This window comes from Streptomyces sp. NPDC043867, from assembly GCF_056435845.1.
Genome location: NZ_JBWKDS010000053.1, coordinates 1 through 26,480, shown reverse-complemented (window position 1 = coordinate 26,480; position 26,480 = coordinate 1). Strand labels below are relative to the sequence as shown.

Genomic DNA, 26,480 nt, shown 5'->3' with positions numbered 1-26,480 from the left:
TGATCCGAACCACCAAGAGCCGAGCGCTCGGAGCCGGAGGGTGCGTCCCATGCCCCATCCCCACGTCCTGCTGTCCGCCGCCGTCTCCCTGGACGGCTTCCTGGACGACACCGGGCCCGACCGGCTGCTGCTCTCGGGGCCGGCCGACTTCGACCGGGTCGACGAGGTGCGGGCGGCCAGCGACGCGATCCTGATCGGCGCCGGGACCATCCGTGCCGACAACCCCCGGCTGCTGGTGAACTCGGCCGAGCGGCGGGCGGCCCGGCTCGCGGCGGGGCGTCCTGAGTACCCGCTCAAGGTCACGGTCAGCGGGTCAGGCGACCTCGACCCGGCCGCGCAGTTCTGGCACACCGGCGGCGAGAAGGCCGTCTACACCACCGACAGGGGCGCCGCCCGGGCCGCCGCCGCCCTGCGCGGTCTCGGCGTCGGCATCGTCGCGACCGGACCCGAACTTCACTGGCGCGCCGTCCTGGAGCACCTGCACGACGTACGGGGCGTCCGGCGGCTCATGGTCGAGGGCGGCGGCCGGGTGCACACCCAGCTGCTGCGCCAGGGCCTCGCCGACGAACTGCAGTTGGCGCTTGCGCCGCTCCTCGTGGGCGAGCCGGACGCGCCGCGCATGTTCGGGCCCGGCCCCTACCCCGGCGGGCGGATGCGGCTGGTGGAGAGCCGGCCCGTCGGCGACGTCGTCCTCGCCCGGTATGTGCCCACCGCGCCCGGCACCGGACCGCTGGCCTCCGCCGCCGACCGGCGGTGGCTGGCGCTGGCCTGCGAACTGGCAGGGCAATGCCCGCCGTCGCGGACCGCGTTCAGTGTGGGCGCGGTCGTGGTGGCGGCGGACGGCACCGAGATCGCCCGTGGCCACTCCCGCGAGAGCGACCCGGTGGAGCATGCCGAGGAGGCCGCACTCGCCAAGGCCGGTCCCGCAGACCCGCGGCTCACCGGCGCCACCGTCTACAGCAGCCTGGAGCCCTGCGCCCGCCGCGCCTCCCGGCCGTCGCCGTGCGCGCGGCTGATCCTCGACGCCGGGGTGCGGCGCGTGGTCACCGCCTGGCGGGAGCCCGACACCTTCGTCGCCGGTGCCGACGGAAGCGGGGTCCTGCGGGCCGGGGGCGCCGACGTCGTCGTCCTCGCGGAGTACGAGGAGGCGGCCAAGGCACCCAACCGGCACCTCCCGCCGCCCGCCGGGCCCGACCGGACATGACCGGGCGGGCCGGCCGGGACGATCCGTGCCCGTCCCGGGAGACCCGGTCGCACGCCGGGAACCCGGCCGCCCAGGCCGTGCCCGAACCGGACGTCCCTGGTGAGGGGCGGTGCCGGGAGCACGTGTGTGCCGGGGCCCCCGCGCATGGCGTACACTGGTTTCAACGACGCGGGGTGGAGCAGCTCGGTAGCTCGCTGGGCTCATAACCCAGAGGTCGCAGGTTCAAATCCTGTCCCCGCTACTGAAGGCCCAGGGCCGGAACTCGGATCATCGAGTTCCGGCCCTGAGTCGTTTCCGCGCGCCGGGACACAAGCGCCGGCCGGTGTCATCCGGTCGGTCCACACCGGTCGCCGCCCGCCCCCGCCGCGGGAAGCCTGGACGTGTGGGGCAGCGAGGTGATGCACAGCGGCCGGGGGAGCCGGAGCCCGGCGGGACCGGGGCCCGGTACTTCTGCGGCGACCGGGCAAGCGGCCCCGTTCCCGAGGGGCGCGAGCGGGCCGGGGGGCGGCTGCCGGGGGATCCGGTGCCGGATCCCGGCCTGGGGAACGCCGCGCCGCCCACGTCCGCCGAGCCCGCCGCCCGGCGGATCTCGTCCGCGCGCCGCTTCCTGCGGGCCCTGCCCGCGCTGCTCATTGCGGCCGGGATCGTCTACGACCTCCTCACGCCGTCACAGTTCACCGCGGCCCCCTTCTTCACGGCCGCGCCCCTGGTCGCCGCTCCGCTCTTCTCGCTGCGCGGCACGGTCCTCACCGGTCTCGCCGCGCTCGCCGCCGTCCTCTCCGTCCACCTCGAACTCGGCATCCTGCTGCGCGTCGACGCGATCACCGAACTGGTCACCGTCGCCACCGTCACCGTCCTGGCCGTCCTCATCAACATCCTCGTCCGCCGCTCCGACGAACGGCTCGCCTCCGCGCGCGAGATCGCCGAGGCCGCACAGCGCGCCGTACTGCCGCGCCCGGAGGAGAGGATCGGCGGGCTCGAGGTGGCAGCGCGGTACGAGGCCGCGCAGGCCGACGCGTTCATCGGCGGTGACCTGTACGCGGTGCAGGACTCCCCGTACGGCGTGCGGCTGGTCGTCGGGGATGTGCGGGGCAAGGGCATGGGAGCGGTGACGGCGGTCGCCGTCGTCATCGGGGCCTTCCGGGAGGCGGCCGAGCACGAGTCGACGCTGGAGGCGGTCGCCCAGCGTCTGGAGCGGGCGCTGGCGCGGGAGGGGACACGGCGCGACGGGCTCGACGCCTTCGAGGGGTTCACCACGGCCGTCCTCGCGGAGGTCCCGCACGGGGACGGCGTCGTGCGCCTCCTGAACCGCGGCCATCCCCCGCCACTGCTGCTGCACGCGGACGGCACCCTGCGCACGCTGGAGGCGCCGGAGTCCGCGCTGCCGCTCGGGATGGGCGAGCTCGGCACATGGCCCGACCGCGCCACGGTGGTCGCGTTCCCGGGCGGCGCCACCCTGCTCCTCTACACGGACGGGCTGTCGGAGGCGCGCGACCCTCAGGGGCGGTTCTACGACCCGGCGGAGCGGCTCGCCGGGCGGGCCTTCCGCGACCCGGACGCGCTGCTCGCGACCCTCATCAAGGACGTGCACCGGCACACCGGGGACGGGACGACGGACGACCTGGCGCTGCTCGCCGTCCGGCGGTTGTGAGTTCCGGCGCGGTGTTCAGGGCCCGCCGTCACCCGAGGTGACCGGGCGGGATCACTGCGCATAACATCTGACGCTCCGTCAACTCTTTTGAGGTTTACGACTCACGGTCAACTCGCCGGTTTTCACCGTCCATGACCTGTAAGTCCGTGACGAAGACGTTAATGATCAGTCGGAACAGCTTGGAATAGGGGACCCGCGTCTATTAACGTTCGATAACGCAGCGCGGTCGTCCCAGCCGTCACAAGAGACGGCTCCGTGCGCACGCGCCGAATCCCGCAAGGGAACCGGGGAACCACCAATTTGGGGTGAATCGAGCGTCTATCGGGGTGCAGCGCACCCTGGTTGACGCGCGTAGGAGACCTTCCTGCTCCGAACCCGTCAGCTAACCCGGTAGGCGAGAAGGAAGGAAAGGAGCGCGCCCACGTGGCGTCCAACCGGCCTGCCCAGAACACCTCGTTCGCGCCGAGTGAGAAGCAGAGCGACACCTTCGGCTACGGCCACGGCAACGACGAGGGCCCCTGGGAGGAGTGGAATCCCACCGCGGATTCCGTCCGTCCCGTCCGTGGCCGGCACCGCGTCTCCAAGCAGCGCGGCGGAGGACTCGCCCGGAGCTCCACCGTCCTCGGCGTCGGCGTCATCGCCGCCGTCGGCGCGGGAGGCATGGCCACCGCGCAGAGCGGCAAGCCCCCGGTCTCCATCTCGATGCCCGACCTGTCGTCGGTCGCCGACTCGGCCAGGAACCTGATATCGGACGGCTCCGGCGCCGAGACGGCCACGGCCTCCGCCACCCCGCTCACCACCGCCGGACTCGCCGGCTCGGACACGGCCCAGGGCACCACCGGCGCGGGCGAGGCCCTGCGTGCCCGCATCATGCAGCAGGCCGAGTCGCAGCAGGACCAGGTCGACCTCAAGGCCGCCGAGGCCGCGCAGGCCGCCGCCGTGAAGAAGGCCGCCGAGGAAGCCGCCAAGTCGCAGGACGAGGCCGAGGCCAAGGCCGCCGCCGCCAAGAAGAAGGCGGAGCAGGAGGCCAAGGAGAAGGCGGAGGCGGAGCGCCTCGCCAAGCTCGCCAAGAGCTACACGCTGCCGACCTCCTCGTACACGCTGACCTCGCACTTCGGTGACGCCGGTGCCATGTGGTCCTCCGGCCACCACACCGGCCTCGACTTCGCGGCGCCCACCGGCACGCTGATCAAGGCCGTGCACAGCGGCACCGTCACCGAGGCCGGCTGGGCCGGTGCGTACGGCTACCGCACGGTCCTCACCCTCGACGACGGCACCGAGATCTGGCTCTGCCACCAGTCGTCCATCAGCGCCGGCGTGGGCCAGAAGGTCTCCACCGGTGAGGTCATCGGGCGGGTGGGCGCGACCGGCAACGTGACCGGCCCGCACCTGCACATGGAGGTCCACCCGGGCGGCAGCGCCAGCGGTATCGACCCGCTGGCCTGGCTGCAGAGCAAGGGCCTCAACCCGTAACCACGGCGGCCCTCCCGGCCGGGCCTGCGGAATACGTGCCTCGGTCAACGGTGTTGAAACGCACCATGACTGCACTCCGCAAGCTCGGCCCGTCCGACCTCGAGGTCTTCCCGCTCGCCCTCGGCGGCAACGTCTTCGGCTGGACCGCCGACGAGGACGCGTCCTTCGCCGTACTGGACGCGTACGCGGCAGCCGGCGGCAACTTCGTGGACACCGCCGACACCTACTCCTCGTGGGCACCCGGCAACGAGGGCGGCGAGTCGGAGACGGTCATCGGCAGGTGGTTCGCCGCGCGCGGCAACCGCTCCGAGATCGTCCTCGCCACCAAGGCCGGCGCGCATCCCGCGTACAAGGGACTGTCCCCGGACACCCTCAGGGCCGCGGCCGACGCGTCGCTGCGCCGCCTGGGGACGGACTACATCGACCTCTACTACACGCACTACGACGACCCCTCGGTCCCGGTCGAGGAGATCATCGGCACCCTCGACGAACTGGTGCGGGCCGGCAAGGTGCGCGCCGTCGCCGCCTCCAACATCTCGCCCGAGCGGCTCCAGGAGTCCCTGGAGTTCTCCGACCGCGAGGGCCTGGCCCGCTACGTCGCCCTCCAGCCGCACTACAACCTCGTCTCGCGCGACACCTACGAGGGCCCGCTCCAGGAGATCGCCTCCCGGTCCGGCCTCGCCACCGTCCCCTACTACGCCCTGGCCTCCGGTTTCCTGACCGGCAAGTACCGCACCGGTACGACGGTCGACTCCGCGCGGGCAGCGGGCGCCGGCAAGCACCTGGAGACCGAGCGCGGGCGTCGGGTGCTGGCCGCGCTGGACGAGATCGCCGAGTCCCGGGGCGTCCCGCACGCCACGGTCGCCCTGGCGTGGCTCGCCGACCGGCCGACGGTGGCCGCGCCGCTCGCCTCCGCGCGGACGGTCGAGCAGCTCCCGGCGCTCCTGGGCGTGGCCGACCTGACCCTCACGGACGCGGAGTCGGCCGAGCTGACGCGGGCGTCGGCGTAGGGCCGGTCGGCGGTCAGGAGCGGTAGGGGTTGTAGGCCGGATACGCGTCGTACGCGGGGTGGGGCGGGCGGTAAGCCGCAGCGGGGTCGTACGGCCGGGCGTGCGGTGCGTACACCGGCGGCCACGGGGGTGCGGCCGGCGGGGCGGCGGCGTGGGCCGCGTACGCGAGGGAGGGGCGGGCGACGTCCCTGCGCCGCCACAGCTCGTGCAGCAGCTCCCTCTCCCGTACGACGAAGTCGGGGCCGGCGTGGCCACGGCGCCCCCGGTGCCGCAGGAACGCGAGCGAGGTCGCGTAGGCCTCGTACTGGGCGACGGAGCGGGCGGCGGCCCGGCCGAAGTGGTGCTTGGCGTAGTCGCGGGCGAGGCGCCGCGCGCGCATGGAGCCGAGCACGAACGGCTCGGGCGCGGCCAGCCACCCGGTGACGGCATACGCGGGCAGTTCCGCGCGCACCGTGCGCAGCTCCCGCTGGCGGGTCCAGACGACCAGCCAGGTGAGCAGCCCGAACGCGGGGACCATGAACGCCGCGTACACCGCGAAGAAGCCGTACTCGCCGAAGGACGACGAGCCGTTCCACATGGCGTGCATGCCCATCGCCGTCAGCAGGCCGGACAGGGGCAGCAGTACGCGCCGCAGCGGCCGGCGGTCCGCGGAGAGCGCGGCGATACCGAACCCGATGCCGGTGAGGACGGTGAACAGCGGGTGCGCGAAGGGCGACATCACCACGCGCACGAAGAAGGTCGCCGCCGTCACGGACGCGAGTCCCCGGTCGCCGCTCAGCTGGTCGGTGCCGAAGGCGGTGCCGAGGTAGAGGATGTTCTCGGTGAACGCGAAGCCGGTGGCGGTGATCCCGGCGACGACGACTCCGTCGACGATCCCCGTGAAGTCCCGTCTGCGGAACAGGAAGACCAGCAGGACGGCCGCGCCCTTCGCGGACTCCTCCACCACGGGCGCTATGACCGTGGCGCCGAGCGTGTCGGCGCCGGACGGGTCGGCGGTCGCGGTCGCTATCCAGCGGGTCGCGAAGCTGTTGGCGACGATCGCGATCAGCGCCGCCGCGCACGCGCCCCAGGCGAAGGCGAAGACCAGGTTCCGCCGGGGGCCCGGCTCGACCCGGTCCAGCCAGCGGAACGCGGCGACGAGGAGCGGGACGGGCAGGACGGCGAGGCCGAGGCCGACCAGGAAGCCCTGGGTGCCGGTCTGCCGGCGGACGAGGGCCAGGATGACGAGCCCGGACAGCGCGAGCAGGGTGATCAGGGCGCCGTAACGCACCCATCTGTGCTGCCACCAGTGCGCGTGCCGCAGCCCGCCGTCGGCGGAGCCGCTGGGGTACGTCGGGTACGGAGGAAAGGTGGCCACGGCATCGACCCTAACGAGGGAGGTGCGCTGCCCGCGAGGGCGCCCGGCGGATGCCGTGCGGTGGGTCAGTCGCCGGCGGGCGGTCGGCCGGTGTGCTCCTCCGGCGGCCGGGTCCGGTGCGCGGCCTGTCCGGTTCGGTGTGCGGTCTGCCCGGTCCCGTGACCGGCCTGTCCGGTCCGGTGGCCGGGCGGGTGCTCCACCCGGCGGAACAGCAGGTCGTGCACCACATGGCCCTTGTCCAGCCCCTGGCCCTCGAAACGGGTCAGCGGCCGGAAGCCGGGACGGGGCGCGTAACCGCCGTCGGGCCGGGTGTTCTCGAAGTCCGGGTGCGCGGTCAGCACGTCCAGCATCTGCTCGGCGTACGGTTCCCAGTCGGTGGCGCAGTGGACGAGGGCGCCGGGCCGCAGGCGGGACGCGGCGAGGGTCAGGAACTCCGGCTGGATGATGCGGCGCTTGTGGTGCCGCTTCTTCGGCCACGGGTCCGGGAAGTACACGCGCAGCCCGTCCAGCGTGTCCGGCGACAGCATCTCGCGGAGCAGGATGATCGCGTCGCCGTTGCCCACGCGGATGTTGGTCAGGCCGTCGCGGTCGGCGAGGTTGAGCAGATTGCCCTGGCCCGGGGTGTGCACGTCGACGGCGAGGATGCCGGTGTCCGGGTCCGCGGCCGCCATCTGCGCGGTGGCCTCACCCATCCCGAAGCCGATCTCCAGGACGACGGGACGGCCGGGGCCGAACAGCTCCGCGAGGTCCAGGGGGCGTCCGTCGATGTCCAGTCCCCACTTGGGCCACAGCCGCCGCAGGGCGTCCTCCTGGCCAGCGGTCACCCGGCTGCGCCGGGGCTGGAAACTCCGGATCCGGCGCTCGAAGTGCGACCCGGCCGGGTCCGGCTTCGGTCCGTCGGGGAAGCGGGGCTCGCTCTTGGCACGGGCGGGACCCGGCGAACCGTTGGCGACGGAGGGCCGGGGCTCTCCGGTGAGGGCGGGCCGGGGCTCTTCGGAGGAGTTGAGGGAATCAGACACAGTGAGTCGATTTTACGGCGGTCACGGCCGGACACCTGCCGCGCGGGCTGCCGGGTCCCGGGTGTGGGCTCCCCACCGGGGCCCAGGTGGTCCGTGCCGGGCCCCGTGCCGGCTGCTGCGGAGCCCGGCGGGTCGGGCCCCGGCGAGCAGCGCAGCGAGGCGGTCAGGCCCCGGCGAGGGACTTCAGGGCCCGGCGGGCGATCTCCCGGCCGATCGGGAGGGACGCCGTGGCGGCGGGGGACGGCGCGTTCAGTACGTGCACGGTCCGGGGGCGCTCCTGGATCAGGAAGTCGTCCACGAGCGTCCCGTCCCGCAGGACGGCCTGCGCGCGGACCCCCGCCGCGGCCGGTATCAGGTCGTCCGGCGTGATCGCGGGCAGCAGCCGCCGGACGGCCTCCGTGAACGCCGTCTTCGAGACCGAGCGGCGCAGCTCGCCCGCCCCGTACCGCCAGTGCCGGCGGCCGATCCGCCAGGAGCCGGGCCAGGCCAGCGTCGCCGCCAGCTCGCGCGGGCTCACCGTGCCCCAGCCGTACCCCTCGCGGGCCAGCGCGGGTACCGCGTTCGGGCCGATGTGCACGCTGTTGTCGATGCCCCGGGTCAGATGCACGCCGAGGAAAGGGAACGCCGGGTCCGGCACCGGATAGACCAGGCCGCACACCAGCTCCGGCCGCGCCAGCGTGAAGTACTCACCGCGGAAGGGCACGATCCGCATGCCCGGGTCGTCCCCGGCGAGGCGGGCGATCTCGTCGCAGTGCAGCCCCGCGCAGTTGACCAGGACGCGGGCGCGGACGACCCGGCCGTCGGCCGTGCGGACGGCGACGCCGAGCTCGGGGCGCCGGTCGATGCGGACGACCCGCGCCCCGTAGTGGATGCGGGCGCCGGAGGACTCCGCGAGGTGGCGGGCCACGGCGGCGAAGTCGCAGATTCCGGTCGTCCCGACGTGGATGGCGGCGAGACCGCGGACCTGCGGCTCGTACTCCCCGATCTGGGCGGCGCCCAGCTCGCGGACCGGGATGCCGTTCTCCCGGCCGCGCTGGACGAGGGCGTGCAGGCGGGGCAGCTCGGACTTCTCGGTGGCGACGATCAGCTTGCCGGTGACGCGGTGCGCGATGCCGTACTCGGCGCAGAACTTCGTCATCTCGGCGGCGCCCCGCACCGCGTACCGCGCCTTCAGGGAGCCGGGCCGGTAGTAGACCCCGCTGTGGATGACGCCGCTGTTGCGGCCGGTCTGGTGGCGGGCAGGGCCCTGCTCCTTCTCCAGCACCGTGACCCGCGTGCCGGGCGCGGCGCGCGTGATCGCGTACGCCGCCGACAGGCCGACGATCCCGCCGCCGGTCACCAGCACGTCGCAGTCGTAGGCAGCCCCTTGCCGCACCCGCTTCACCTCCCGGCTTCGATAGTGCACTGCGCCACTGACAATGCCCTCAAACCCGGGAAGGCGCCCCGGCGCCCGCGGGGCGAGGGGAGCCGGGAGCCCGCCGCTACGCGGGAGCCATCAGCAGGGGCCGTGCCCGCTCCCGCAGCTCCACCACCCGCGGCTCGTCGCCGTACGGCTCCAGCCGGTGCAGGAGGTCCTTCACGTACTCGGTGGTGCGCGCCGAGGAGATGCGCCCGGCGACCTCGACGGCTCGTACGCCCTGCTCGCAGGCCGCGTCCAGATTGCCCGACTCGAGCTCGGCGACCGCCGACACCACCAGGCGCAGCCCGTGGGAGCGGACGAACTCCTCCGTCGGCTTCGACAGCGCCTGCTCGGTGAAGCGGCGGACCTGGCGGGGTGCCTTCAGGTCGCGGTAGCACTCGGCCGCGTCGGCGGCGAACCGGTCGTACGAGTAGAAGCCGAGCCAGGACGGGTCGTGGTCGCCGTCGCGGGCCCGCTCCAGCCAGCCCTCGGCGGCCTTCAGGGCTCCGCCGGCGGCCTGGGCGTCGCCGGCGCGCGCGTGGGCCCGTGCCTCGACCAGGCGGAAGAAGCTCATGGTGCGGGCGGTGGCCAGTCCGCGGTTGCGCTCCAGGGCGGCCTGGGCGAGGTCGACGCCCTCGTCGCCGAAGCCCCGGTAGGTGGCCTGGAGGGACATCGACGCCAGGACGTAGCCGCCGAGGGGCACGTCCGCGGCGGCGCGGGCCAGCCGCAGCGCCTGGATGTAGTAGCGCTGGGCGGCTTCCTGCTGGCCGGTGTCGAAGGCCATCCAGCCGGCCAGGCGGGTCAGTTCGGCGCTCGCCCCGAAGAGGGCCCGGCCCACCTCGTCGGAGTACGCGCCGAGCAGCAGCGGCGCCGCCTCCACGCGTAAGCACTCGGGCACCATGGACGAACGCCAGTCGCCCCCGCCGTACTTGGAGTCCCAGCGCCGGGCGTCCTCGGCGGCCTCGCGGAGTTTCAGCACATCGCTGTGGCCGACTTTCAGCGGTGCTCCGGAGCCCTCGCCGGGGTTCTCGTCGCGTGCCACCGAGCTGTCGGCCGGGGTTATCAGCCATCGTGAGGCGGGCGTCGCGTAGGCGCTCACCGCGAAGGAACCGGCGAGCGACTGCCAGATGCCGCCGCCCGCGCGGCGCCCGGCGAGGTCGAGGCGGTACAGCTCGGTCGCCGACCGCACCGCCTGCCCCACGTCGCGGGGGAAGGCGAGGCCCACTTCCGGCGCGGGATCCGCGTCCGCCAGACCGATCTCGTGGAGCGGTACGGGGCGGCCGAGCTTCTGCCCGATGGCGGCGGCGATGAGGTGCGGGGCGGCACCCTGGGGCACCATTCCCTTCGACACCCAGCGCGCCACCGACGTCTTGTCGTAGCGAAGAGTCAGGCCGCGCTGAGCGCCAAGGTCGTTGACGCGTCGCGCGAGGCCTGCGTTGCTGATTCCCGCGAGGGCGAGAACGGTGCCGAGTTTTTCGTTCGGCCCGCGTTGCTCCCTGGACATGCGCCACCCCTCGACACAGACGGCTGCCGTGCTGGCATAACCACGCGGCATTCGTAAACCCAGCGTAGTTCGCCCAATCCCAAGCGTTAAGGGGCGTACTTCCGGATGGCGGGAATGTGGTCCGCACGGCAGTACGGAGTGTTGCGGCGTGCTCCCGTTGTGTGGCCGTGCGCCTGTCCGTGCGCTCTTCTCCGGCCATCCGGGGAGCGCTTCCATGGGGACGCGTGGGTCGGCCCGCTGTACTGGATCCGGTGGGCTGGGGGACACCGCCGCCTACATCCCCGCGGGCGGCGGACCGGTCCGGGAGGCGAGCCTCGCCTCCCGGACTGCGGGCCGGCGGTCCCTGCGCAGGGCCTGTACGGAGCGTGTGCACGCCTGGCCATCCCACGTCGATTTGGCTTATTTTCGACGGTGCCTCTGGAGGTGGATTCGCGCTCTCACCACGTCACTTGAGGGCGCGCGGGGTGCCTTTGGGGAGCGTATCGGGGGCGCATTCACGTCGCCGTTGGTGCGGAGTCCTCGGCGGCGGTCGTGGAGCCCTCCGCGACAGCCGTGGGGAATCCTTCGCGGCCGCCCCGGGTGCGGGGCGCGGGCGCGGCCCGCCGCGGTGGTCCGGGTCGTCCGCCGGCCGGCCGTCAACGTGCCGTGTCCACAGTAGCCCTGACGATCCGTCATGTGTTCCTCGACGTCCTCGGCGCCTCGTCCGGTGCCTCGTCCCGTGCCTCGTCGGGAGGTCGCCGGGGCCCACGGGGGCGCATTCCGGGGGGCGCAAGCAGTCGCACAGGCCTTCCCGCATGCCCGCTTCGTGGCAGCATGGTGCCCAGTTCGTGCGGTGCACTGGTTGTCCACACCCTGTGGAGGCGGCGATGCGGTGGTTGGTGGGGTGGAGCAGTACCGCCGCCAGAGCCTCTGAGATCGGCTCGGCAGGATCCACCGGAGGCGACGGCGAGACCGTGCACCCGGTGGGCTCCCAACTCCTGTGGGGCGACCCCGATCCGCTCTGGGCGGTCGGCGACTGGCGCCCCGACGAGGTGCGCGTCGTGAACGCCGACGCGCAGAACCGCATCGCCGTGCTCGGCACCTGCGGCGCCTCCGACGAGGAACTGCGCGTCGGGCTCTTCGCCGCCCGCGGCGGGGCGCTTCGGCATCTCACCGCCTGGCCGGGCAGCTACACCGTCATCGTCCAGGCCGGGCGGCGGGTCACCGTCTGCGGCGATCTCGCGGGCGCCCGGCCGGTGTTCCACACCCCCTGGGCGGGCGGCACGGCCTACGCGACCGCCGCCCTGCCCCTCGCCGACCTCATCGAGGCCAACCTCGACTTCGGGCACCTCGCCGCGCTCCTCGCCGCCCCCGACGTGCCCGCCGCCGTGCACGACTCGACGCCGTACGACGGGGTGCGCCGCATCCCGCCCGGACACGCGCTCATCCTGCGCGCGGGCGCCCGGGAGATCGCCGGGTACGAGGCGGTCGCCTCCCTCGCCGTCGCCGCGCCCACGGCCGATCCGACCGCCTCCGTGGACGCCGTCCGCGACGCCCTCGTCGACGCCGTCCGCGCCCGGCTCGCCGCGCCCCGGCACGTGCCCGGCGCCGACGTGGACCCCGGGCCCGTGCCCGGCATGGGGCCCGCCGAGCGGCGCGCCGCGCGCGGCATGCCGGTGCCCGGCATCGGCGCCGACCTCTCCGGCGGGCCCGCCTCGGGCACCCTGGCACTCCTCGCGGCCGGCCTCCCCGGGAGGCCGGGAACCGTGCTGGGGCACGGCACCGGCGCCGGGGAGCGGCTCCTCGCCGTCACCTTCAACGACCTCGCCGTCAGCGGGCGCGAGGCCGAGCTCGAGCGGGCCGGGACGCTGGCCGCCAACCCCCGGCTGCACCACGTGGTCGTCACCGGCGGCGAGGAGGTCCTGCCCTACGCCGACCTGGACGGGCCCCTCACCGACGAGCCGGGGCCCTCGCTGGTCACCGCCGCCCGGCACCGGGCGCGGCTCGCCGCGGGCAGTGCGGACCACTTCACCGGGTACGGGGCGCGGCAGGTACTCGACGCGCATCCCGCCCGCCTCGCCGACCTCCTGATGGACCGCAAGCGGCGCCATCTGGTGCGCCCCGTCGCGGCGCTCGCCCGGGCCGACGGTTCCGTCATGGTCCCCGCGCGCGTGTACGGCGCGGCGCGCAGGCTCGCCCGTACGCCCTACCGGGCCGGGGTCGACGTCCTCGCCGACCGGCTGCTGCACCGGCGGTTCGAGGAACCCGGCGGGGCCGTGGGCGCCTCCCTCGCCGCGCTCACCTGGGCCAGGCCCGGGCCGGCCGCGCGGTGGCTGACCGGGGAGGCACTGGCTGAAGTATCGGTTCGCCTGCAAGGGGCGTCCGGGCGGCCGGGGGTGAGTCCGGGGCAGCGGCCCGGCGACTTCCGGGCGCGCGCCGCGCTGGCGCGGCACGCGGCGGATCTGCGCATCCTGGAGCAGGCCGCCGAGATCCGCTTCCAGCGGCTGCACGCGCCGTTCCTCGACAACCAGGTGGTACGGGCGTGCCGGGCGCTGCCCGAGGCGCTGCGGGTGCAGCCCGGGGCGCGGGCCGCGATCCTCCGTACGGTGCTGGAGGGGGCCGGCGTCGGGGACCTTCCCCCGGGCTGGGGTGCGCCGTCCCACGCCTCGGCCGCGGCGGCCACGCGTACGGGGCTGCGGGTGTCCGTCGACTCGCTGATCGCGTTGTTCGACACGCCGTTCCTGGCGGAGGCGGGGCTGGTGGAGGCGCGGGTGGTCCGCAAGGCGCTGCGCGCGGCGGCGGACGGTGAGCCGCTGCCGCTGGACGGGCTCGCCGACCTGGTCTCGCTGGAGCTGTGGCTGCGCCGGCTGCTGGGGCGCCGGGGGACGTGCTGGACGGGGACGCCTGCGCGGCAGCGGGCGGTACCGGCGGGGATCGCTCCGCAGGGGCGGGCGCTGGGGTCGGCGGGGCGTCGGGGGCTGGCGGGGGCGCCCTGACGGGTGGCTCGAGGTGGGCGCCGGGCGCCTTGGCCCCGGTGGGTGGTCGGGGTCGTGCCGGTGCATCCCTTGGTGTGGGCGCGGGGTGCCCTTGGCCCGGTGGGTGGGTCGGGGCCGTGCCGGTACATCCGCCCGTTGCATGTCGGGCGCCCGGCCGCGTTGCGTGGACACCGGGGTTGTCTGCCCGACCTGCAACGGGCATTTGATGTACCGGCACGGCCCCTTCCGTGGGAGGGCGGGTGCAGGCCGTGCCTGTTGCGGTACGGGCGGGCTCGAGTTGCTCCAGCTGCGGTGTCTTGGCGCCGGGTTCGGGGTCCCACCCCACCCCGGCTGCGGCGTCGGGTGCCGGAAGTGGATGGGGCCCTGGGCGGCTCCCCGGACCCCCGGGACAAGGGATCGCCCCCACGTCCCGTTCCGGCTCGCCGGGGAAAAGCTGGTGGCGGGGTGTGGGGCCCCGGAGACAATGGGCGGGTGCGGTACAGAATCCTGGGCGTCACCCAGGCGGAGGACGACCAGGGAACCCCCATACCCCTGGGCGGCCCCCGCATACGCGCACTCCTCACCGCCCTTGCCCTGCACCCCGGCCGCACGGCCAGTCCCGAGACCCTGATCGACGAGGTGTGGGCGGACGACCCGCCGCAGGACGCCCCGGCCGCCCTCCAGGCCCTCGTCGCCCGCCTCCGCCGTACCGCCGGCAGGCACACGGTCACCTCCGAGCCCGGCGGCTACCGGCTCGCCGCGGCGCAGGACGACGTCGACCTGTACGTCTTCGAGCGTCTCGTACGGACCGGCAAGGCCGCCCTCGACCGGGGCGACGCGGCGACCGCCGCCCGAGAGCTGCGCGAGGCCCTCGTGCTGTGGCGCGGCCCAGCCCTCGCGGACCTCCCGGACCGCGCCGCGGCGACCCGGCCCGAGGCCCTGCGCCTGGAGGCGACGCGCACCCGCATCGCCGCCGACCTGCGCCTCGGCCGCGCCCCCGACGCCGTACCGGAGCTGCGGGAACTGACCGCCGCCCACCCCTACGACGAACCCCTGCACGCCCTCCTCCTGCGCGCCCTGCGCGACTCGGGACGTCACGCGGACGCCCTCGCCGCGTACGAGGGCGTGCGCCAGGCCCTGCTGGCGGGGCTGGGAACCGACCCGGGGCCCGAGCTGCGGGCCCTGCACCGGGAACTGCTCGCGGGTGCCTTCGACGCGGACTCCGTAGCCGTGCCGGAACCCGGCCGGCCGGCTCCGTCGAGCGGGAACATCCGGCGGCGGCTGAACTCCTTCGTCGGGCGGGAACCCGAACTGGCGGCCATCCGCGCCGATTTGCGCCGGGCACGCCTGCTCACCCTGACCGGACCCGGCGGCTCGGGGAAGACCCGCCTCGCCGAGGAGGCCGCCGCCGGGCTGCCGCAGGCGTGGCTGGCCGAGCTGGCCCCGCTGGAGCGTCCGGAGGCCGTGCCCAGCGCGGTGGTCAGTGCCCTCGGGCTGCGCGAGACCGTCCTGATCACGAACGAACTGTCCGCCGCGACGGCACAGGCCGACCCGGTCGCCCTGCTCGTCGAGTACTGCGCCCCGCGCGGCCTGCTGCTGATCCTCGACAACTGCGAGCACGTCATCGACGCCGCCGCCGGCCTCGCGGAGACCCTGCTCACGCACTGCCCGGACCTCACGATCCTGGCCACCAGCCGCGAACCCCTCGGCGTACCCGGCGAGTCGGTGCGCCCGGTGGAGCCGCTGCCGCTCGACCCCGCACACCGCCTGTTCATGGAGCGCGCCGCCGCGGCCCGCCCCGACGACGACGCCGTGCACGATCCCCGCGCGGTGGACGAGATCTGCCGCCGGCTCGACGGACTGCCCCTTGCCATCGAACTGGCCGCCGCCCGGCTGCGCCTGCTCACGCCCCGGCAGATCGCCGACCGCCTCGACGACCGGTTCCGGCTGCTCACCTCCGGCAGCCGTACGGTGCTGCCCCGCCAGCAGACCCTGCGTGCCGTCGTCGACTGGTCCTGGGACCTGCTCGACGAGCGGGAGCGCACCGTGCTGTGCGAGGCGTCCGTGTTCGCGGGCGGCTGGGACCTCGTCGCCGCCGAGGCGGTGTGCACCGGTCCCGCGGCCGACCTGGTCGGGGCGCTCGTCGACAAGTCCCTGATCGTCGCCACGCCGTACGAGGACGGCGCCGGCGTCGGCATGCGGTACCGGATGCTGGAGACGATCCACGAGTACGCCGCCGAACGCGCCGACGAGGTGCCCGGGCTGCGCGCCGCGGCCGAGCGCCGCCACCGTGCGTGGGCGCGCGCCCTCGTGGAGGAGGCCGAGCCCCAGCTGCGGTCCGCCGGGCAATTGCCCTGGATCCGGCGCCTGGAGACCGAGCTCGACAACATCAGGGCCGCCCTGCGGCGGGCGGTCCTCGCCGGTGCCGAGGAAGAGGCGGGCTCCCTCGCCCTCGCCATGTGCTGGTTCTGGTGGCTGCGCAACTACCGCCAGGAGGGCGCGGAGTGGACCGGCCGCGTCCTGCGGCTGGGCGTCGCCCTGGACGCCGGCGGCGACCTGTCCGCGTCGGACGCCGCCGATCCCGTCCGGGCGTATCTCGCCGGCGCCGACTCCGAGGAGAGCCATCCTCTGCACCGGATGCGGATGAAGCTGCGGATGCAGGAGCTGTTCCTGCTCGCGGAGGCGCAGCCGCTGGAGGTACTGCGGGACCGGCTCTCCCCCGAGTACATCCGGCGGGTGATCGGTGTCTTCGAGAAGGGCGGCCCGGACGCGGCGGTCATGCCGGGCCTCGTCTGGCCGCTTGCCGTCCACTTCCTGGGCCTCTCGGAGGACCTGCGGCTCGCCCTGGACGCCTCGGTCGCCAACTGCCGCAAATACGGCGGCGACTGGGAGAGGGGCGTGACGCTGATGTTCCGTACGCACATGATCGTCGACTCGCCCGGCGGTCTGCACGGCATCGACGGCGACCTCGCCGAGCTCCGCACGCTCAGCCGCCGCGTCGGCGACCGCTGGATGCGCGCCCAGGTGTGCAGCGCGGCCGGTGAGGCGGCGACGGCCCGCGGCCGGTTCGAGGAGGCGAGGAGTGAGTACGCGGAGGCGCTGCGGCTCGCCCGCGAGGTGAGCGCGCACGTGGAGACGCCGTTCCTCATGGCCAGGCTCGCCGAGATCGCGTTCCGCTCGGGCGACCGTACCGGGGCGCTGGCCGCCCTCGACGAGGCGAGTGCGGCGGCCGACCGGCACGGGGTGACCGACTCCCGGGCCTTCATCCTGGTGCTGCGCGCCCACATGGCGCTGGAGGACGGGGAGCCGGGCCGGGCCCGTGAACTGTACGAGGCGGCGCGGGCGGAGAGCGGCCGGGGGACTCCGCCCCCGCAGTTCCTCGCCGTACTCAGCCAGATCGACGCCCTGGTCACGGCGACCGAGGCGGGCCCCGAGCGGGGGCTGGCGAAGCTGGCCGAGACCTTGCGGCAGGCCGTGGACACGCGCTGCGCGGAGTGGGTGACGGCCTCCCTCGTGGAGAGCGCGGCCCGGCTGTTCGCGGACATGGACGACCTTCCGCGAGCGGTCCGCCTGCTCGCCGCCGCCGGACACTGGCGGGGCGTCCATCCGCGTCCGATGCCGGAGCGCTGCCACGCCGAGCGCATCGAGGCCGACGCCCTCGCGTCGCTGGGCCCCCGCCGCTGCGAGTCCGAACGGGGCGGGGGCGCGGACTTCACCCCGGACGACGTCCTGCGGGACCTGAAGGAAGCCCTGGACAAGACCCCCTAGGCACCGCCCGGTCGGGTAGGGGGCGGGTTCCGGGCCTCACCGGCAGCTGAAGCCGGCATCGGCCCAGTCCGCCGGCGCCACCGCGTCGAAGGGGGTGTCGGGGTCGACGGCGAGGCGGATCGTGCGGCGGCCGGTGAGGTCCACGTGGACGGGAACCGCGCGGTCGCCGCCCGCGAGCAGCGGGGACCGCCAGAGACGAACCCCGTCGGCGTACACGGAGAACCGCACCTTCCCGAGCCCTCTCGTCATGTCGTCGACGCCGACCACCGCGTCGTACGCCGAGCAGTCGCGGTTGAGGTCGATGGTCACCGAGGACCGGCCGTGCACGGTCACGCCGCGCGCGTACTCCCGGCCGCCGGCCGAGACGCCCCACCGCTGCCACACCCAGCTGCTCTCGCCGAGCCGCATCTCGGGCTCGGTGCCGTCGCCGGTGAGGCCGTACCGCAGCTCGTTCCACGGGTAGACGGCCGGGACGGGTGCCGGCGGACGCGGGGGCGTGGGTTCCGGGTCGGGCCGGGGCGGTGGCGTGGGCCTCGGCTCCCGCTGTGGACCGCTGGGCTCCGGGGACGGCCCGGCCTTCGGCGGGGCGGACGACTGAGGCGGGGCCGGGGCGGGCGTCGGCGCAGGGGCGGCGGCCGCGGCCACGGGCGGCCGGGCCGACGCCCGCTTCGGCAGCTTCGGCGCCGGCGCCGGCACCGGTGCCGGCGACTCGACGGCGTGCGACGCGGCCGGCCTCGCCTGGGGCTTCCCGACGGGGCCGTCGTCGCCCACCAGCGCGAGTGCCACCGCCGCCGCGGCCACCGCCACGACTCCCGCCGCGACGGCCGCCTTCGCCGGTGCGCCGAGCCCCTCGGAGGCCGCGGCCCCGCCGGACCCGCCGCCCGCGGCGACGGCCGCACCGGCGGCTCCCGCGGCCCCGGCTCCCGTGCCGCCGGCGACGAGCGCGACCGCCTTCGCGTACCCGGCGGCGCCGAACCAGCCGATGACCGCGACCGGTACGACCGCCGGGATGCCGCCGGCGACCTCCTTGATCTGGCCCGCCGCGAGGCGGCACTTGGCGCACTCCTCCAGGTGCTTGCGCAGCCCGCGCTCGGCGCGCGTACGCAGGCCGCCGCGGGCATGGGCGCCGAGCCGGTCGGCGTAGCGCGCGCACTCCTCGTCGGCGATGAGCGCGGTGCTGACATGCGCCTGGAGATAGGCCTGCCTGAGGCCCTCCCGGGCACGACTGGCGAGGACGCGGGTGCCGTTCGCGTCGAGCCCGAAGAGCGTGGCGACCTCGCTCGGCGACTCGTCCTCGACCTCGGTGTGCCAGAGCACCGCCTGCCACCGCTCCGGCAGGGACCGGAAGGCCCGCATGGCCATGGACTGCTCGGCCTCGCGCATCGCCAGCACGTCCGCGCCGAAGTCGAGTGTGTCGTCGCCCGAGACCTCGGGATTGCGCTCGGCCTGCGCGGCGAACACCGCGAAGTCGTCGACCAGTTGCTCCCGCTTCGCGGTCTTCGTCCAGTGCGCGGCGACGCGGCGGACGGTGGTGAGCAGATACGCGCGTACGGCGTGCTCCGGGCCGCTGCCGCCGCGCACCGCCTGGAGCACGCGGGCGAACACCTCGGCGGTGAGGTCGTCCGCGGTGTGCCCGTCCCGGCAGCAGGTGCGCGCGTAGCGGCGTACGGCGTCGGCGTGACGGCGGAACAGCAGCTCGTACGCCGTGTCGTCGCCGGCGCGCATGCGCGCGATCAGGTCGGCGTCGGACGGCGGCGGGGCGGACGTCGCCGGGCCGGACGGCGGCGGGTTGAGGGGCGGCGCGTCGGACGGTGGTGGGAGCACGCTGTTCTCGTGCCGCTCGCGTTGTGACGGCACGCCGGGGTGCGGGCCCCCGCCCTCACCCGGGTCGGCGCTCGCGCCGCGGTCGTCGCCGCGGGGAGGGCGGCCCTGGCCGGGGACCCGCCGTGCAGCCGGCGCCCCGGGGTCCGTGCCCCCGTCGCCGGGTGACTCGCCCCGCCCGTCAACGCTCATCGCGGACTGCCCCCGCCTGCCCACTCGGTCCCTGAAATTCCGGGAAGCGTGTCATACGGGGGCCCCGGCGAGCCCGGCAGCAGCGAACGATCACTCGTCCGTGGGGATTTCCCGTACGGCGGTACTAACCGTCACCCGTCCGGGGAAAGATCCACGGCTTCCTCAGCCGCAACCCGTCCTGTACGTAGGTGAGTTGGTGGCCCGGTCGCAACGCCCCGCGCGGCGACGGCCGCGTACAGGGCCGCCGTACACGGCAGCGGTGAGGGACCGCCGGCTGTCACCGGTGGCCCCTCACCGCGACCGTCGTCCTACAGCGGGCGGGACCGCAGTCCCTCCAGCAGGATGTCCAGCAGCCGGGCCGAGGCCGCGGCCTGCTGGGCGGCGTCCGGCAGCGAGGGCGCCGCCGTGGCGATGACAAGCAGGACGTCCGCGACCGTCACGTCCGCCCGCAGCTCGCCCGCCGCCCGGGCCCGGTCCACCAGCCGGCCGACGACCTCGAGCAGCGCTGCCACGCCGGTGTCGTCGGCGAGTTCGGCCGTGGCGTCCGCGACCAGCCGCAGTTCGGCGGCCGGCTGGGACCGCTGCTGCGGTACCCGGACCTCGTCCACGAGGACGCCGTCGGGCTCCTCGTCGGCGACGCCCACCCGCAGCACCTGGGGCGGCAGCAGCCGCCCCGCGCCCGAGGCGACCGACGTCCGCAGGAAGCGCGACAGCGCCGACCACGGCTCGTCCTCCTGGCCGAGCGCGGAGCGGGCCTGGTCGGTCAGCCGGGCGGTCTCCTCCTCGGCGATCCGGCGCACCAGGACGTCCTTGCTCGGGAAGCGCCGGTACACCGTGCCGACACCGACCCGGGCGCGCCGCGCCACGTCCTCCATCGGCGCGCCGTACCCCAGCTCGCCGAACACCTCGCGCGCCGCGCGCAGTACGTGTTCCAGATTGCGCTGTGCGTCCACGCGGAGCGGGGTGGTGCGGGAACCGTCGCCCGGCCCACGTCCGTTGCCGCCCGCCGCGCCGAGCGCACCGCCTGGTGCGACGGCCGACGCGGTAGACCAATGAGAATCCTGAATGTGCATAAGCGTTCCCCCGGTAATGACGTCTCCCCCCGGAGACTCTCCCCGCCATTGGAAGGCGGAGCGTGCGGAACGAGCGTGTTGCACGAGGCCGCCCCTGCGGACTCGTCGCGCACATCCCCCTACACCCCGTCGACACACGAACATAGTTGAGAGGGGGTCAATTCAGAAGGGGCAGGTTCCGCACGGAGCGCCCCCCGATCGGACCACGGGTCGGTTACCTCCCGAATACGCCCCTTGGTCTCTCTCCTTGCACACCCGTTGAGCTGGGCGTTTTCCGCGTACTCCGGCAAATCGGCCAAGCGCGCGCGACGGCGGCGGCCGGTCACACAAATTGTCGAGCCTGTGGACAAACGCGAGCGCCGGGTGCGTCATGGGGTGGTGACGGCTGAGATCAATCAGGGGACGACCCCCGAACCCCGGAAGAGTGCACGCATCCTCATCGTCGGTGGCGGCTATGTGGGGCTGTACACCGCGCTGCGCCTGCAGCGAAGGCTGAAACCGGAGCTCCGACGGGGCGAGGCGGAGATCGTCGTGGTCTCCCCCGACCCGTACATGACGTACCAGCCGTTCCTGCCGGAGGCGGCGGCCGGCTCCCTCTCGCCGCGGCACGTCGTCGTACCCCTGCGGCGGGTCCTCCGCGAGTGCAGGATCGTCGTCGGCGAGGTCCGGTCGATCGACCACGCCGGGCGCACCGCGGTCCTCACCACGCCCGCCACCGAGGAACGGGGCGCGAGCGCGGAGGAGCTGGCGTACGACGAGCTGGTCCTCGCGCCCGGCTCCGTCTCACGCACCCTCCCGGTCCCCGGCCTCGCCGAGCACGGCATCGGCTTCAAGACCGTCGAGGAGGCCATCGGACTGCGCAACCACGTCATCGAGCAGATGGACATCGCCTCCTCCACCCGCGACCCCGCGATCCGCGACGCGGCCCTGACCTTCGTCTTCGTGGGCGGCGGCTACGCGGGCGTGGAGGCACTCGCCGAGCTCGAGGACATGGCCCGCTACGCCACGCGGTACTACCACAACATCAAGCCCGAGGACCTGAAGTGGATCCTCGTGGAGGCCTCGCCGCGCATCCTGCCCGAGGTCGGCGAGGAGCTGGGCAGGTACACGGTCACCCAGCTGCGCCGGCGCAACATCGACGTGCGCCTGGAGACGCGGCTGGAGACGTGCGCCGACCGGGTCGCCGTCCTGAGCGACGGGGCACGCTTCCCGACCCGTACGGTCGTGTGGACCGCCGGGGTGAAGCCGCACCCGCTGCTCGCCGCCACCGACCTGCCGCGCGACGAGCGCGGGCGCCTGAAGTGCACACCCCGCCTCACCGTGGACGGCGTCACGCACGCGTGGGCCGCGGGAGACGCCGCCGCCGTCCCCGACGTCACCGCCGCGGAGCCCGGCGCGCAGACCGCGCCCAACGCCCAGCACGCGGTGCGCCAGGCCAAACTCCTCGGCGACAACATCGCCCACTCCCTGCGCGGTGAGGAGCTGGAGACGTACTCCCACAAGTACGTCGGCTCGGTCGCCTCGCTCGGGCTGCACAAGGGCGTGGCCCACGTCTACGGGCGCAGGCTGAAGGGCTACCCTGCCTGGTTCATGCACCGCGCCTACCACCTGAGCCGGGTCCCGACCTTCAACCGCAAGGCCCGTGTCCTGGCCGAATGGACCCTGTCCGGGCTGTTCAAGCGGGAGATCGTCTCGCTGGGCTCGCTCGAACACCCCCGTGCCGAGTTCGAACTGGCGGCCGGGGGGAAACCCGCCCAGGACCCGAAGGGGTCGTCCTGACCGGAGCCAGGAACTCCGCCGGAGGGACCCGCGTCTGACGGATGTCGGTCCGGTCGGCCAGACTGGTCCACGGCCGGACGGTCCCCACCGCCCGCTCTTCGGACCCACGATGTTTTCCCACGATGCTTTTCCCACGTGCTGTATTCCTTCGGGGGAGACCCCCGGACCCCCGGCGACCGTGCCGTCCGGGGGTCATGAACCCGAGGCAAGGACTCGTGAACTTCACGCGCTGGAGCGCCCGACTCCCCGGAACGCAGCGCCGCGCCGCCGCGCGCAGCGACCATCCGGTCACCCAGGACCGGCGGGGGGACGGCTCCGTGCCCGCGGCCCGCGCCGAACAGCTGACCGACGACGCGCAGGCCGTGCCCGCCGTCGACGCGCTGCCGGTCCGCGAGGTCCTCGACCGCGTCCCGGCCCTCGTCGCCCTGCTGCACGGCCCCGACCACCGCATCGCGTACGTGAACGACGCGTACGTGTCGGCCTTCGGCGTACGCCCCCTCGGCGAGCCCGCGCGCGCCGCCCTGCCGGAGCTGGAAGGGCTCGGCCTGCTGCCGCTCCTCGACCAGGTGCTGCGCAGCTCCAAGTCCCGCACCGTCAAGTCCCGCAGGACGCCCGACGGCCGTTCGTACACCTTCACCTGCACGCCCGTCGACACGCCCGACGGCGAAGGCGCGCCCGACGGCCGGGGCGGCGGGGTCCTGATCTTCGCCACGGACGTCACCGACCACGCCGAGGCCGCCGAGCGGCTGCGCGCCAGCGAGCGCCGCCAGCGCGAGACCGCGGTCACCCTCCAGCGCTCCCTGCTCCCGCAGGAGCTGGAGGAACCGGACGACCTGCGCGTCGCGGCCACCTACCACCCCGGTGGCACGGAGGCCGCGGTCGGCGGCGACTGGTACGACGTGATCACCCTCGGCGGCGGCCGCACCGCCCTGGTCATCGGAGACGTCATGGGCCGCGGGGTGCGCGCCGCCGCCGTCATGGGCCAGCTCCGTACGGCGGTCCGCGCGTACGCCCGGCTCGACCTGCCCCCGCATGAGGTGCTCCAGCTCCTCGACGGCCTCGCCATGGAGATCGACGCCAACCAGATCGCCACCTGCGTGTACGCCATCCACGACCCCAACGAGGGCCGGCTGGTGTACGCGTCCGCGGGCCACCTGCCGATCCTCGTCCGGGACGAGAGCGGCACCGTGCTGCGCGCGGACGAGCCCACCGGGCCCCCGCTCGGCACGGGCGGCTGGATGCACGCCTCGGGTTCGGTCCCCCTCGGCCCCGGCTCCACGGCCGTCCTCTACACGGACGGTCTGGTGGAGCGGCGCAACGAGGACCTCGACGAGGGGATCGCCGCCCTGGAGCGCGCCCTGGCCGGCGCCACCGGCACCCCCCAGGTCGTCTGCGACCGGCTGGTGCGCTCGGCGGGGGTGACCGCCGACCACGACGACGACGTCGCCGTCCTCGTCCTCCAGCACCCCGCCCGCACCGGCCCCGACAGCGAACTGTTCCGCAACGCGGCACTGGAACTGCTCGGCGGGGTGGAGGCCACCCCACGCGCGCGTGCCTTCGCCTCCGGCGTGCTGACCAGCTGGCGCTTCCCGCGCGAGCTGCACGACCTCGGCGTGCTTGCGGCCAGCGAACTCGTCGCCAACTCGCTCCAGCACGGCACCCCGCCGATGCGGCTGCGGCTGCGCCGCACCGACCGCCGGCTGATCATCGAGGTCACCGACGGCGACGACCACCTGCCGCGCCGCCGCCGTGCCGAGCCCGGCGACGAGGCGGGACGGGGCATCGCCATCGTCGCCACGATCGCCTCCGGCTGGGGGTCCCGGCGCACACCGGGCGGCGGCAAGGCGGTGTGGTGCGAGTTCGCCCTGCCCGGCGGGAGTGTCTGACGGGGGTGTCTGACAGACCGCGCCGTCAGGCGTCGGCGCGCGCGGGCTCCGCGGGAGCGCCGCTCTGCGCCACCACCCGGCTCCGGGCGAGCGACGGCTGGTTCTGCAGGGGGGTGAGCTGCCGTCCGAGCCGGATCGCCAGGTAGGTGATGCCGAGCGAGAACAGCAGGAACGTCACGATGTACGGCGCGTGCAGCGACGCGCCCATCGGGCCGCCCACCGCCGGTCCGACGGCCAGCGCGAGCTGCTTCACCAGGGCGAACGCGGAGTTGTACTGGCCCGCCATGCCCGTCGGTGCCAGATCGGCGACCAGCGGCGCGACCGTCGGCGACAGCATCGCCTCACCGAGCCCGAACAGCGCGTACGTCGAGACGAACGCGGCGGTCGCCATGGTCCCGCTGCCGTGCCCGAGTCCCGCGTACCCGGCGACGACCCACGCCAGGGCCCAGATCAGCCCGACCGCGGCGATCACCCGGGACCGCTTCCGGCGTTCCACGAACCGCAGCACCGCGAACTGCGCGACGACGATCATCGCCGTGTTCGCCGCGAGCGCCGTACCGAGCGCGGACGTCGAGATGCCGGCCGCCTCGACGCCGTAGGCGCTCAGCCCCGACTCGAACTGCCCGTAGCAGGCGAAGAAGAGCACGAAACCGAGGACGCACAGCTGCACCATGGCCCGGTTGCCGAGCAGCTGCTTCCAGCTGCCGCCCCCGCCATGCGGCGCGTCCCCCACCGTCGGCGCGTGCGGCATCCGCACCGTCGTCATGATCAAGGCGAGCAGCAGGAACATCGCCGCCTCGATCGAGAACAGCAGGGTGAACGAGTCCACGCGCGTGGTATCGACGAGATGGCCGCCGATCAGACCACCGACACCGAGCCCGAGGTTCTGCAGGAAGAACTGCGTCGCGAAGGCGCGCGACCGGGTGTCCGCCGTCGAGCAGTCCACGATCATCGTGGCCAGGGCCGGCTGCATGACCGCCTGTCCGGCACCCAGCGCCGCCGCCGACAGCAGGACGGTCGTCGCACTGCCCGCGAGCCCGAGGCTCAGCGCCCCGACGGCGGCCGTGACCAGGGCGGCGACGAGGACCGGCCGCGGGCCTCGCCGGACGATGGCCCGCCCGGCGAACGGAAGCACCACGAGCGCGGCCACGGCGAAGACGGCGAGCACGAGACCCGCCGTCATGGCCCCCAGCTCCCGCACCTGCGCCACATAGACGTACAGATACGGAACCGTGAAGCCGAGCCCGAACGCGCTGAGTGCGTTGCCCGCATGGATCCGGCGCATCGCTGCGCCCATCGCCCTGGTCACTTTCACCTGCCTTTGAACGGGGACCGGCTCCCCACACGGGGAGCCGGTCCGAGAGAAGACGTACGAGAAGTCAACCCTGAAGACTTCAGAGCTAAAGTTCGAAGCTAAACTGTACACCTCGAAGGACTTTAAGGCCAAGCGGGGGCGTGCCATACTCCGCCCATGGGTGACATCCCCGGCGTCGGCGCCAGCGAGCCGACCCTCGAAGAGCAGATCGCGGCCTACCAGCGCGAGTTCCGTGACCTCGATCCGCAGGTCGAGAAGATCGTCTCGGCGCTCGGCCGGCTGAACCGCCGGATGAACGTCGCCTACGGCCGGCAGACCGCCACCCTCGGCATCAGCAACGCCGACTGGGAGGTCCTCAAGGCGCTCGTCCTCTCGGGCGCCCCGTACCGGCTGGGCCCGAGCGACCTCGCAAAGCGGCTGGGACTCACCCCGGCGGCGATGACCCACCGGATCGACCGCATGGTCACGGAGGGCCTGGTCACCAGGGAGCGGGACGAGTCGAACCGGGTGCGGGTCATCGTCGAGCTGACCGGGGAGGGCCGCGAGAAGTGGCTGGAGGCGATGCGCCTCGCCACGGTCTTCGAGGAGGACCTGCTCCAGGACCTGTCCGCTGACGAGCGCGGTGTCCTCGGCGAGGTGCTGACCCGGCTGCTGCGCAGGGTGGAGGACGCCCAGCCGGACGCGAGCGGCCGTCTCACCGACCTCGACTGAGACCACGGACCCCGGCCGGCGACGGGCGCGAGCCGGTCCCAAAAGTTCTTGACAGAGGTGGTTGACAGCCCCCTCCTGGATCCGTAAGGTTCTTCGAGTTGCCGCGGAGCCGTCACGGTTCTGCGACAGCGCCTCCGCCGCTGAAGCGGCACCCAAACCACCAGCAGGATCTCCCAACCGGGTTGAATTTCGGCGTGCCCGAATTCAATTCGATTTGGCTCCGGCAGCTCCGATTAGGAACCGCCGGGAGGATCCGCTAAAGTTTGGGACGTCGGAACGGCCCAAAAGCCGGGAAGGCAAGCCCCGCTGACTGGGAATCAGGCCCGAAAGGATCTGGTAGAGTCGGAACCGCCGGAAAGGGAAA

Annotated in this window: 16 protein-coding genes, 1 tRNA gene and 1 riboswitch; of the genes, 10 read left to right on the top strand and 7 right to left on the bottom strand. The window is 74.1% G+C overall.

The window, feature by feature from the left end; translation table 11 throughout:
• Positions 1-49 precede the first annotated feature (49 nt).
• The 5 genes from AC069T_RS34610 (at position 50) to AC069T_RS34590 (ending at position 5,338) form a co-directional block, all read left to right on the top strand.
• A complete protein-coding gene (locus AC069T_RS34610; protein WP_478786515.1) occupies positions 50-1,204 on the top strand; it encodes a dihydrofolate reductase family protein in 1,155 nt (384 codons plus the stop codon).
• 167 nt (positions 1,205-1,371) lie between these two features.
• A tRNA-Met gene (locus AC069T_RS34605) sits at positions 1,372-1,445 on the top strand.
• A gap of 282 nt (positions 1,446-1,727) precedes the next feature.
• On the top strand, positions 1,728-2,855 hold the full coding sequence (locus AC069T_RS34600; protein ID WP_478786514.1) for a PP2C family protein-serine/threonine phosphatase: 1,128 nt from the start codon (positions 1,728-1,730) through the stop codon (positions 2,853-2,855).
• A 254-nt stretch (positions 2,856-3,109) separates the two neighbouring features.
• A riboswitch (cyclic di-AMP (ydaO/yuaA leader) is annotated at positions 3,110-3,267 on the top strand.
• Positions 3,268-3,278: 11 nt separating this feature from the next.
• Positions 3,279-4,328, top strand: coding sequence for a M23 family metallopeptidase (locus tag AC069T_RS34595; protein WP_478786513.1), 1,050 nt, complete (start codon positions 3,279-3,281; stop codon positions 4,326-4,328).
• Between the two features lie 65 nt (positions 4,329-4,393).
• On the top strand, positions 4,394-5,338 hold the full coding sequence (locus AC069T_RS34590) for an aldo/keto reductase (RefSeq protein ID WP_478786512.1): 945 nt from the start codon (positions 4,394-4,396) through the stop codon (positions 5,336-5,338).
• Positions 5,339-5,351: 13 nt separating this feature from the next.
• Here the strand turns inward: AC069T_RS34590 and AC069T_RS34585 are convergent, their stop codons facing one another.
• From AC069T_RS34585 to AC069T_RS34570, 4 genes are all read right to left on the bottom strand, one after another.
• Positions 5,352-6,695 (bottom strand): PrsW family intramembrane metalloprotease, encoded by a 1,344-nt coding sequence (locus tag AC069T_RS34585; RefSeq protein ID WP_478786511.1) that lies wholly within the window; start codon positions 6,693-6,695, stop codon positions 5,352-5,354.
• A gap of 65 nt (positions 6,696-6,760) precedes the next feature.
• A complete protein-coding gene (gene trmB, locus AC069T_RS34580) occupies positions 6,761-7,714 on the bottom strand; it encodes a tRNA (guanosine(46)-N7)-methyltransferase TrmB (RefSeq protein ID WP_478786510.1) in 954 nt (317 codons plus the stop codon).
• Between the two features lie 163 nt (positions 7,715-7,877).
• Entirely contained in the window at positions 7,878-9,089 is a 1,212-nt protein-coding gene (gene lhgO, locus AC069T_RS34575; RefSeq protein ID WP_478786509.1) for an L-2-hydroxyglutarate oxidase, read from the bottom strand.
• 106 nt (positions 9,090-9,195) lie between these two features.
• Positions 9,196-10,617, bottom strand: a complete 1,422-nt coding sequence (locus tag AC069T_RS34570) for an MFS transporter (protein ID WP_478786508.1) — start codon at positions 10,615-10,617, stop codon at positions 9,196-9,198.
• A gap of 866 nt (positions 10,618-11,483) precedes the next feature.
• On the opposite strand from AC069T_RS34570, the gene AC069T_RS34565 reads away from it, so the two are divergent.
• Entirely contained in the window at positions 11,484-13,592 is a 2,109-nt protein-coding gene (locus AC069T_RS34565) for an asparagine synthase-related protein (RefSeq protein ID WP_478786507.1), read from the top strand.
• A 471-nt stretch (positions 13,593-14,063) separates the two neighbouring features.
• Positions 14,064-17,339 carry an AfsR/SARP family transcriptional regulator gene (locus AC069T_RS34560; RefSeq protein ID WP_478786506.1) on the top strand — a complete coding sequence of 1,092 codons (3,276 nt, stop codon included), beginning with the start codon at positions 14,064-14,066 and terminating at the stop codon, positions 17,337-17,339.
• Between the two features lie 36 nt (positions 17,340-17,375).
• On the opposite strand, the gene AC069T_RS34555 is transcribed toward AC069T_RS34560, so the two are convergent.
• Positions 17,376-19,352 (bottom strand): sigma-70 family RNA polymerase sigma factor, encoded by a 1,977-nt coding sequence (locus tag AC069T_RS34555; RefSeq protein WP_478786505.1) that lies wholly within the window; start codon positions 19,350-19,352, stop codon positions 17,376-17,378.
• Between the two features lie 308 nt (positions 19,353-19,660).
• Positions 19,661-20,425, bottom strand: coding sequence for a TetR/AcrR family transcriptional regulator (locus AC069T_RS34550; protein WP_478786504.1), 765 nt, complete (start codon positions 20,423-20,425; stop codon positions 19,661-19,663).
• Positions 20,426-20,803: 378 nt separating this feature from the next.
• Between AC069T_RS34550 and AC069T_RS34545 the strand changes: the two genes are divergently transcribed.
• Positions 20,804-22,204, top strand: coding sequence for an NAD(P)/FAD-dependent oxidoreductase (locus AC069T_RS34545; protein ID WP_478786527.1), 1,401 nt, complete (start codon positions 20,804-20,806; stop codon positions 22,202-22,204).
• A 215-nt stretch (positions 22,205-22,419) separates the two neighbouring features.
• Complete coding sequence (locus AC069T_RS34540; RefSeq protein ID WP_478786503.1) at positions 22,420-24,090, top strand: ATP-binding SpoIIE family protein phosphatase; 1,671 nt, start codon at positions 22,420-22,422, stop codon at positions 24,088-24,090.
• Between the two features lie 25 nt (positions 24,091-24,115).
• Here the strand turns inward: AC069T_RS34540 and AC069T_RS34535 are convergent, their stop codons facing one another.
• Positions 24,116-25,387 (bottom strand): MFS transporter, encoded by a 1,272-nt coding sequence (locus tag AC069T_RS34535; RefSeq protein WP_478786502.1) that lies wholly within the window; start codon positions 25,385-25,387, stop codon positions 24,116-24,118.
• A gap of 174 nt (positions 25,388-25,561) precedes the next feature.
• On the opposite strand from AC069T_RS34535, the gene AC069T_RS34530 reads away from it, so the two are divergent.
• Positions 25,562-26,116, top strand: coding sequence for a MarR family winged helix-turn-helix transcriptional regulator (locus tag AC069T_RS34530; RefSeq protein ID WP_478786501.1), 555 nt, complete (start codon positions 25,562-25,564; stop codon positions 26,114-26,116).
• Positions 26,117-26,480 lie beyond the last annotated feature (364 nt).

Coding starts and splice junctions, on each gene's coding strand:
- AC069T_RS34610 (WP_478786515.1), top strand. CDS start 50: ATGCCCCATCCCCACGTCCTGCTGTCCGCCGCCGTCTCCCTGGACGGC.
- AC069T_RS34590 (WP_478786512.1), top strand. CDS start 4,394: ATGACTGCACTCCGCAAGCTCGGCCCGTCCGACCTCGAGGTCTTCCCG.
- AC069T_RS34570 (WP_478786508.1), bottom strand. CDS start 10,617: ATGTCCAGGGAGCAACGCGGGCCGAACGAAAAACTCGGCACCGTTCTC.
- AC069T_RS34565 (WP_478786507.1), top strand. CDS start 11,484: ATGCGGTGGTTGGTGGGGTGGAGCAGTACCGCCGCCAGAGCCTCTGAG.
- AC069T_RS34555 (WP_478786505.1), bottom strand. CDS start 19,352: ATGAGCGTTGACGGGCGGGGCGAGTCACCCGGCGACGGGGGCACGGAC.
- AC069T_RS34550 (WP_478786504.1), bottom strand. CDS start 20,425: ATGCACATTCAGGATTCTCATTGGTCTACCGCGTCGGCCGTCGCACCA.
- AC069T_RS34535 (WP_478786502.1), bottom strand. CDS start 25,387: ATGGGCGCAGCGATGCGCCGGATCCATGCGGGCAACGCACTCAGCGCG.
- AC069T_RS34530 (WP_478786501.1), top strand. CDS start 25,562: ATGGGTGACATCCCCGGCGTCGGCGCCAGCGAGCCGACCCTCGAAGAG.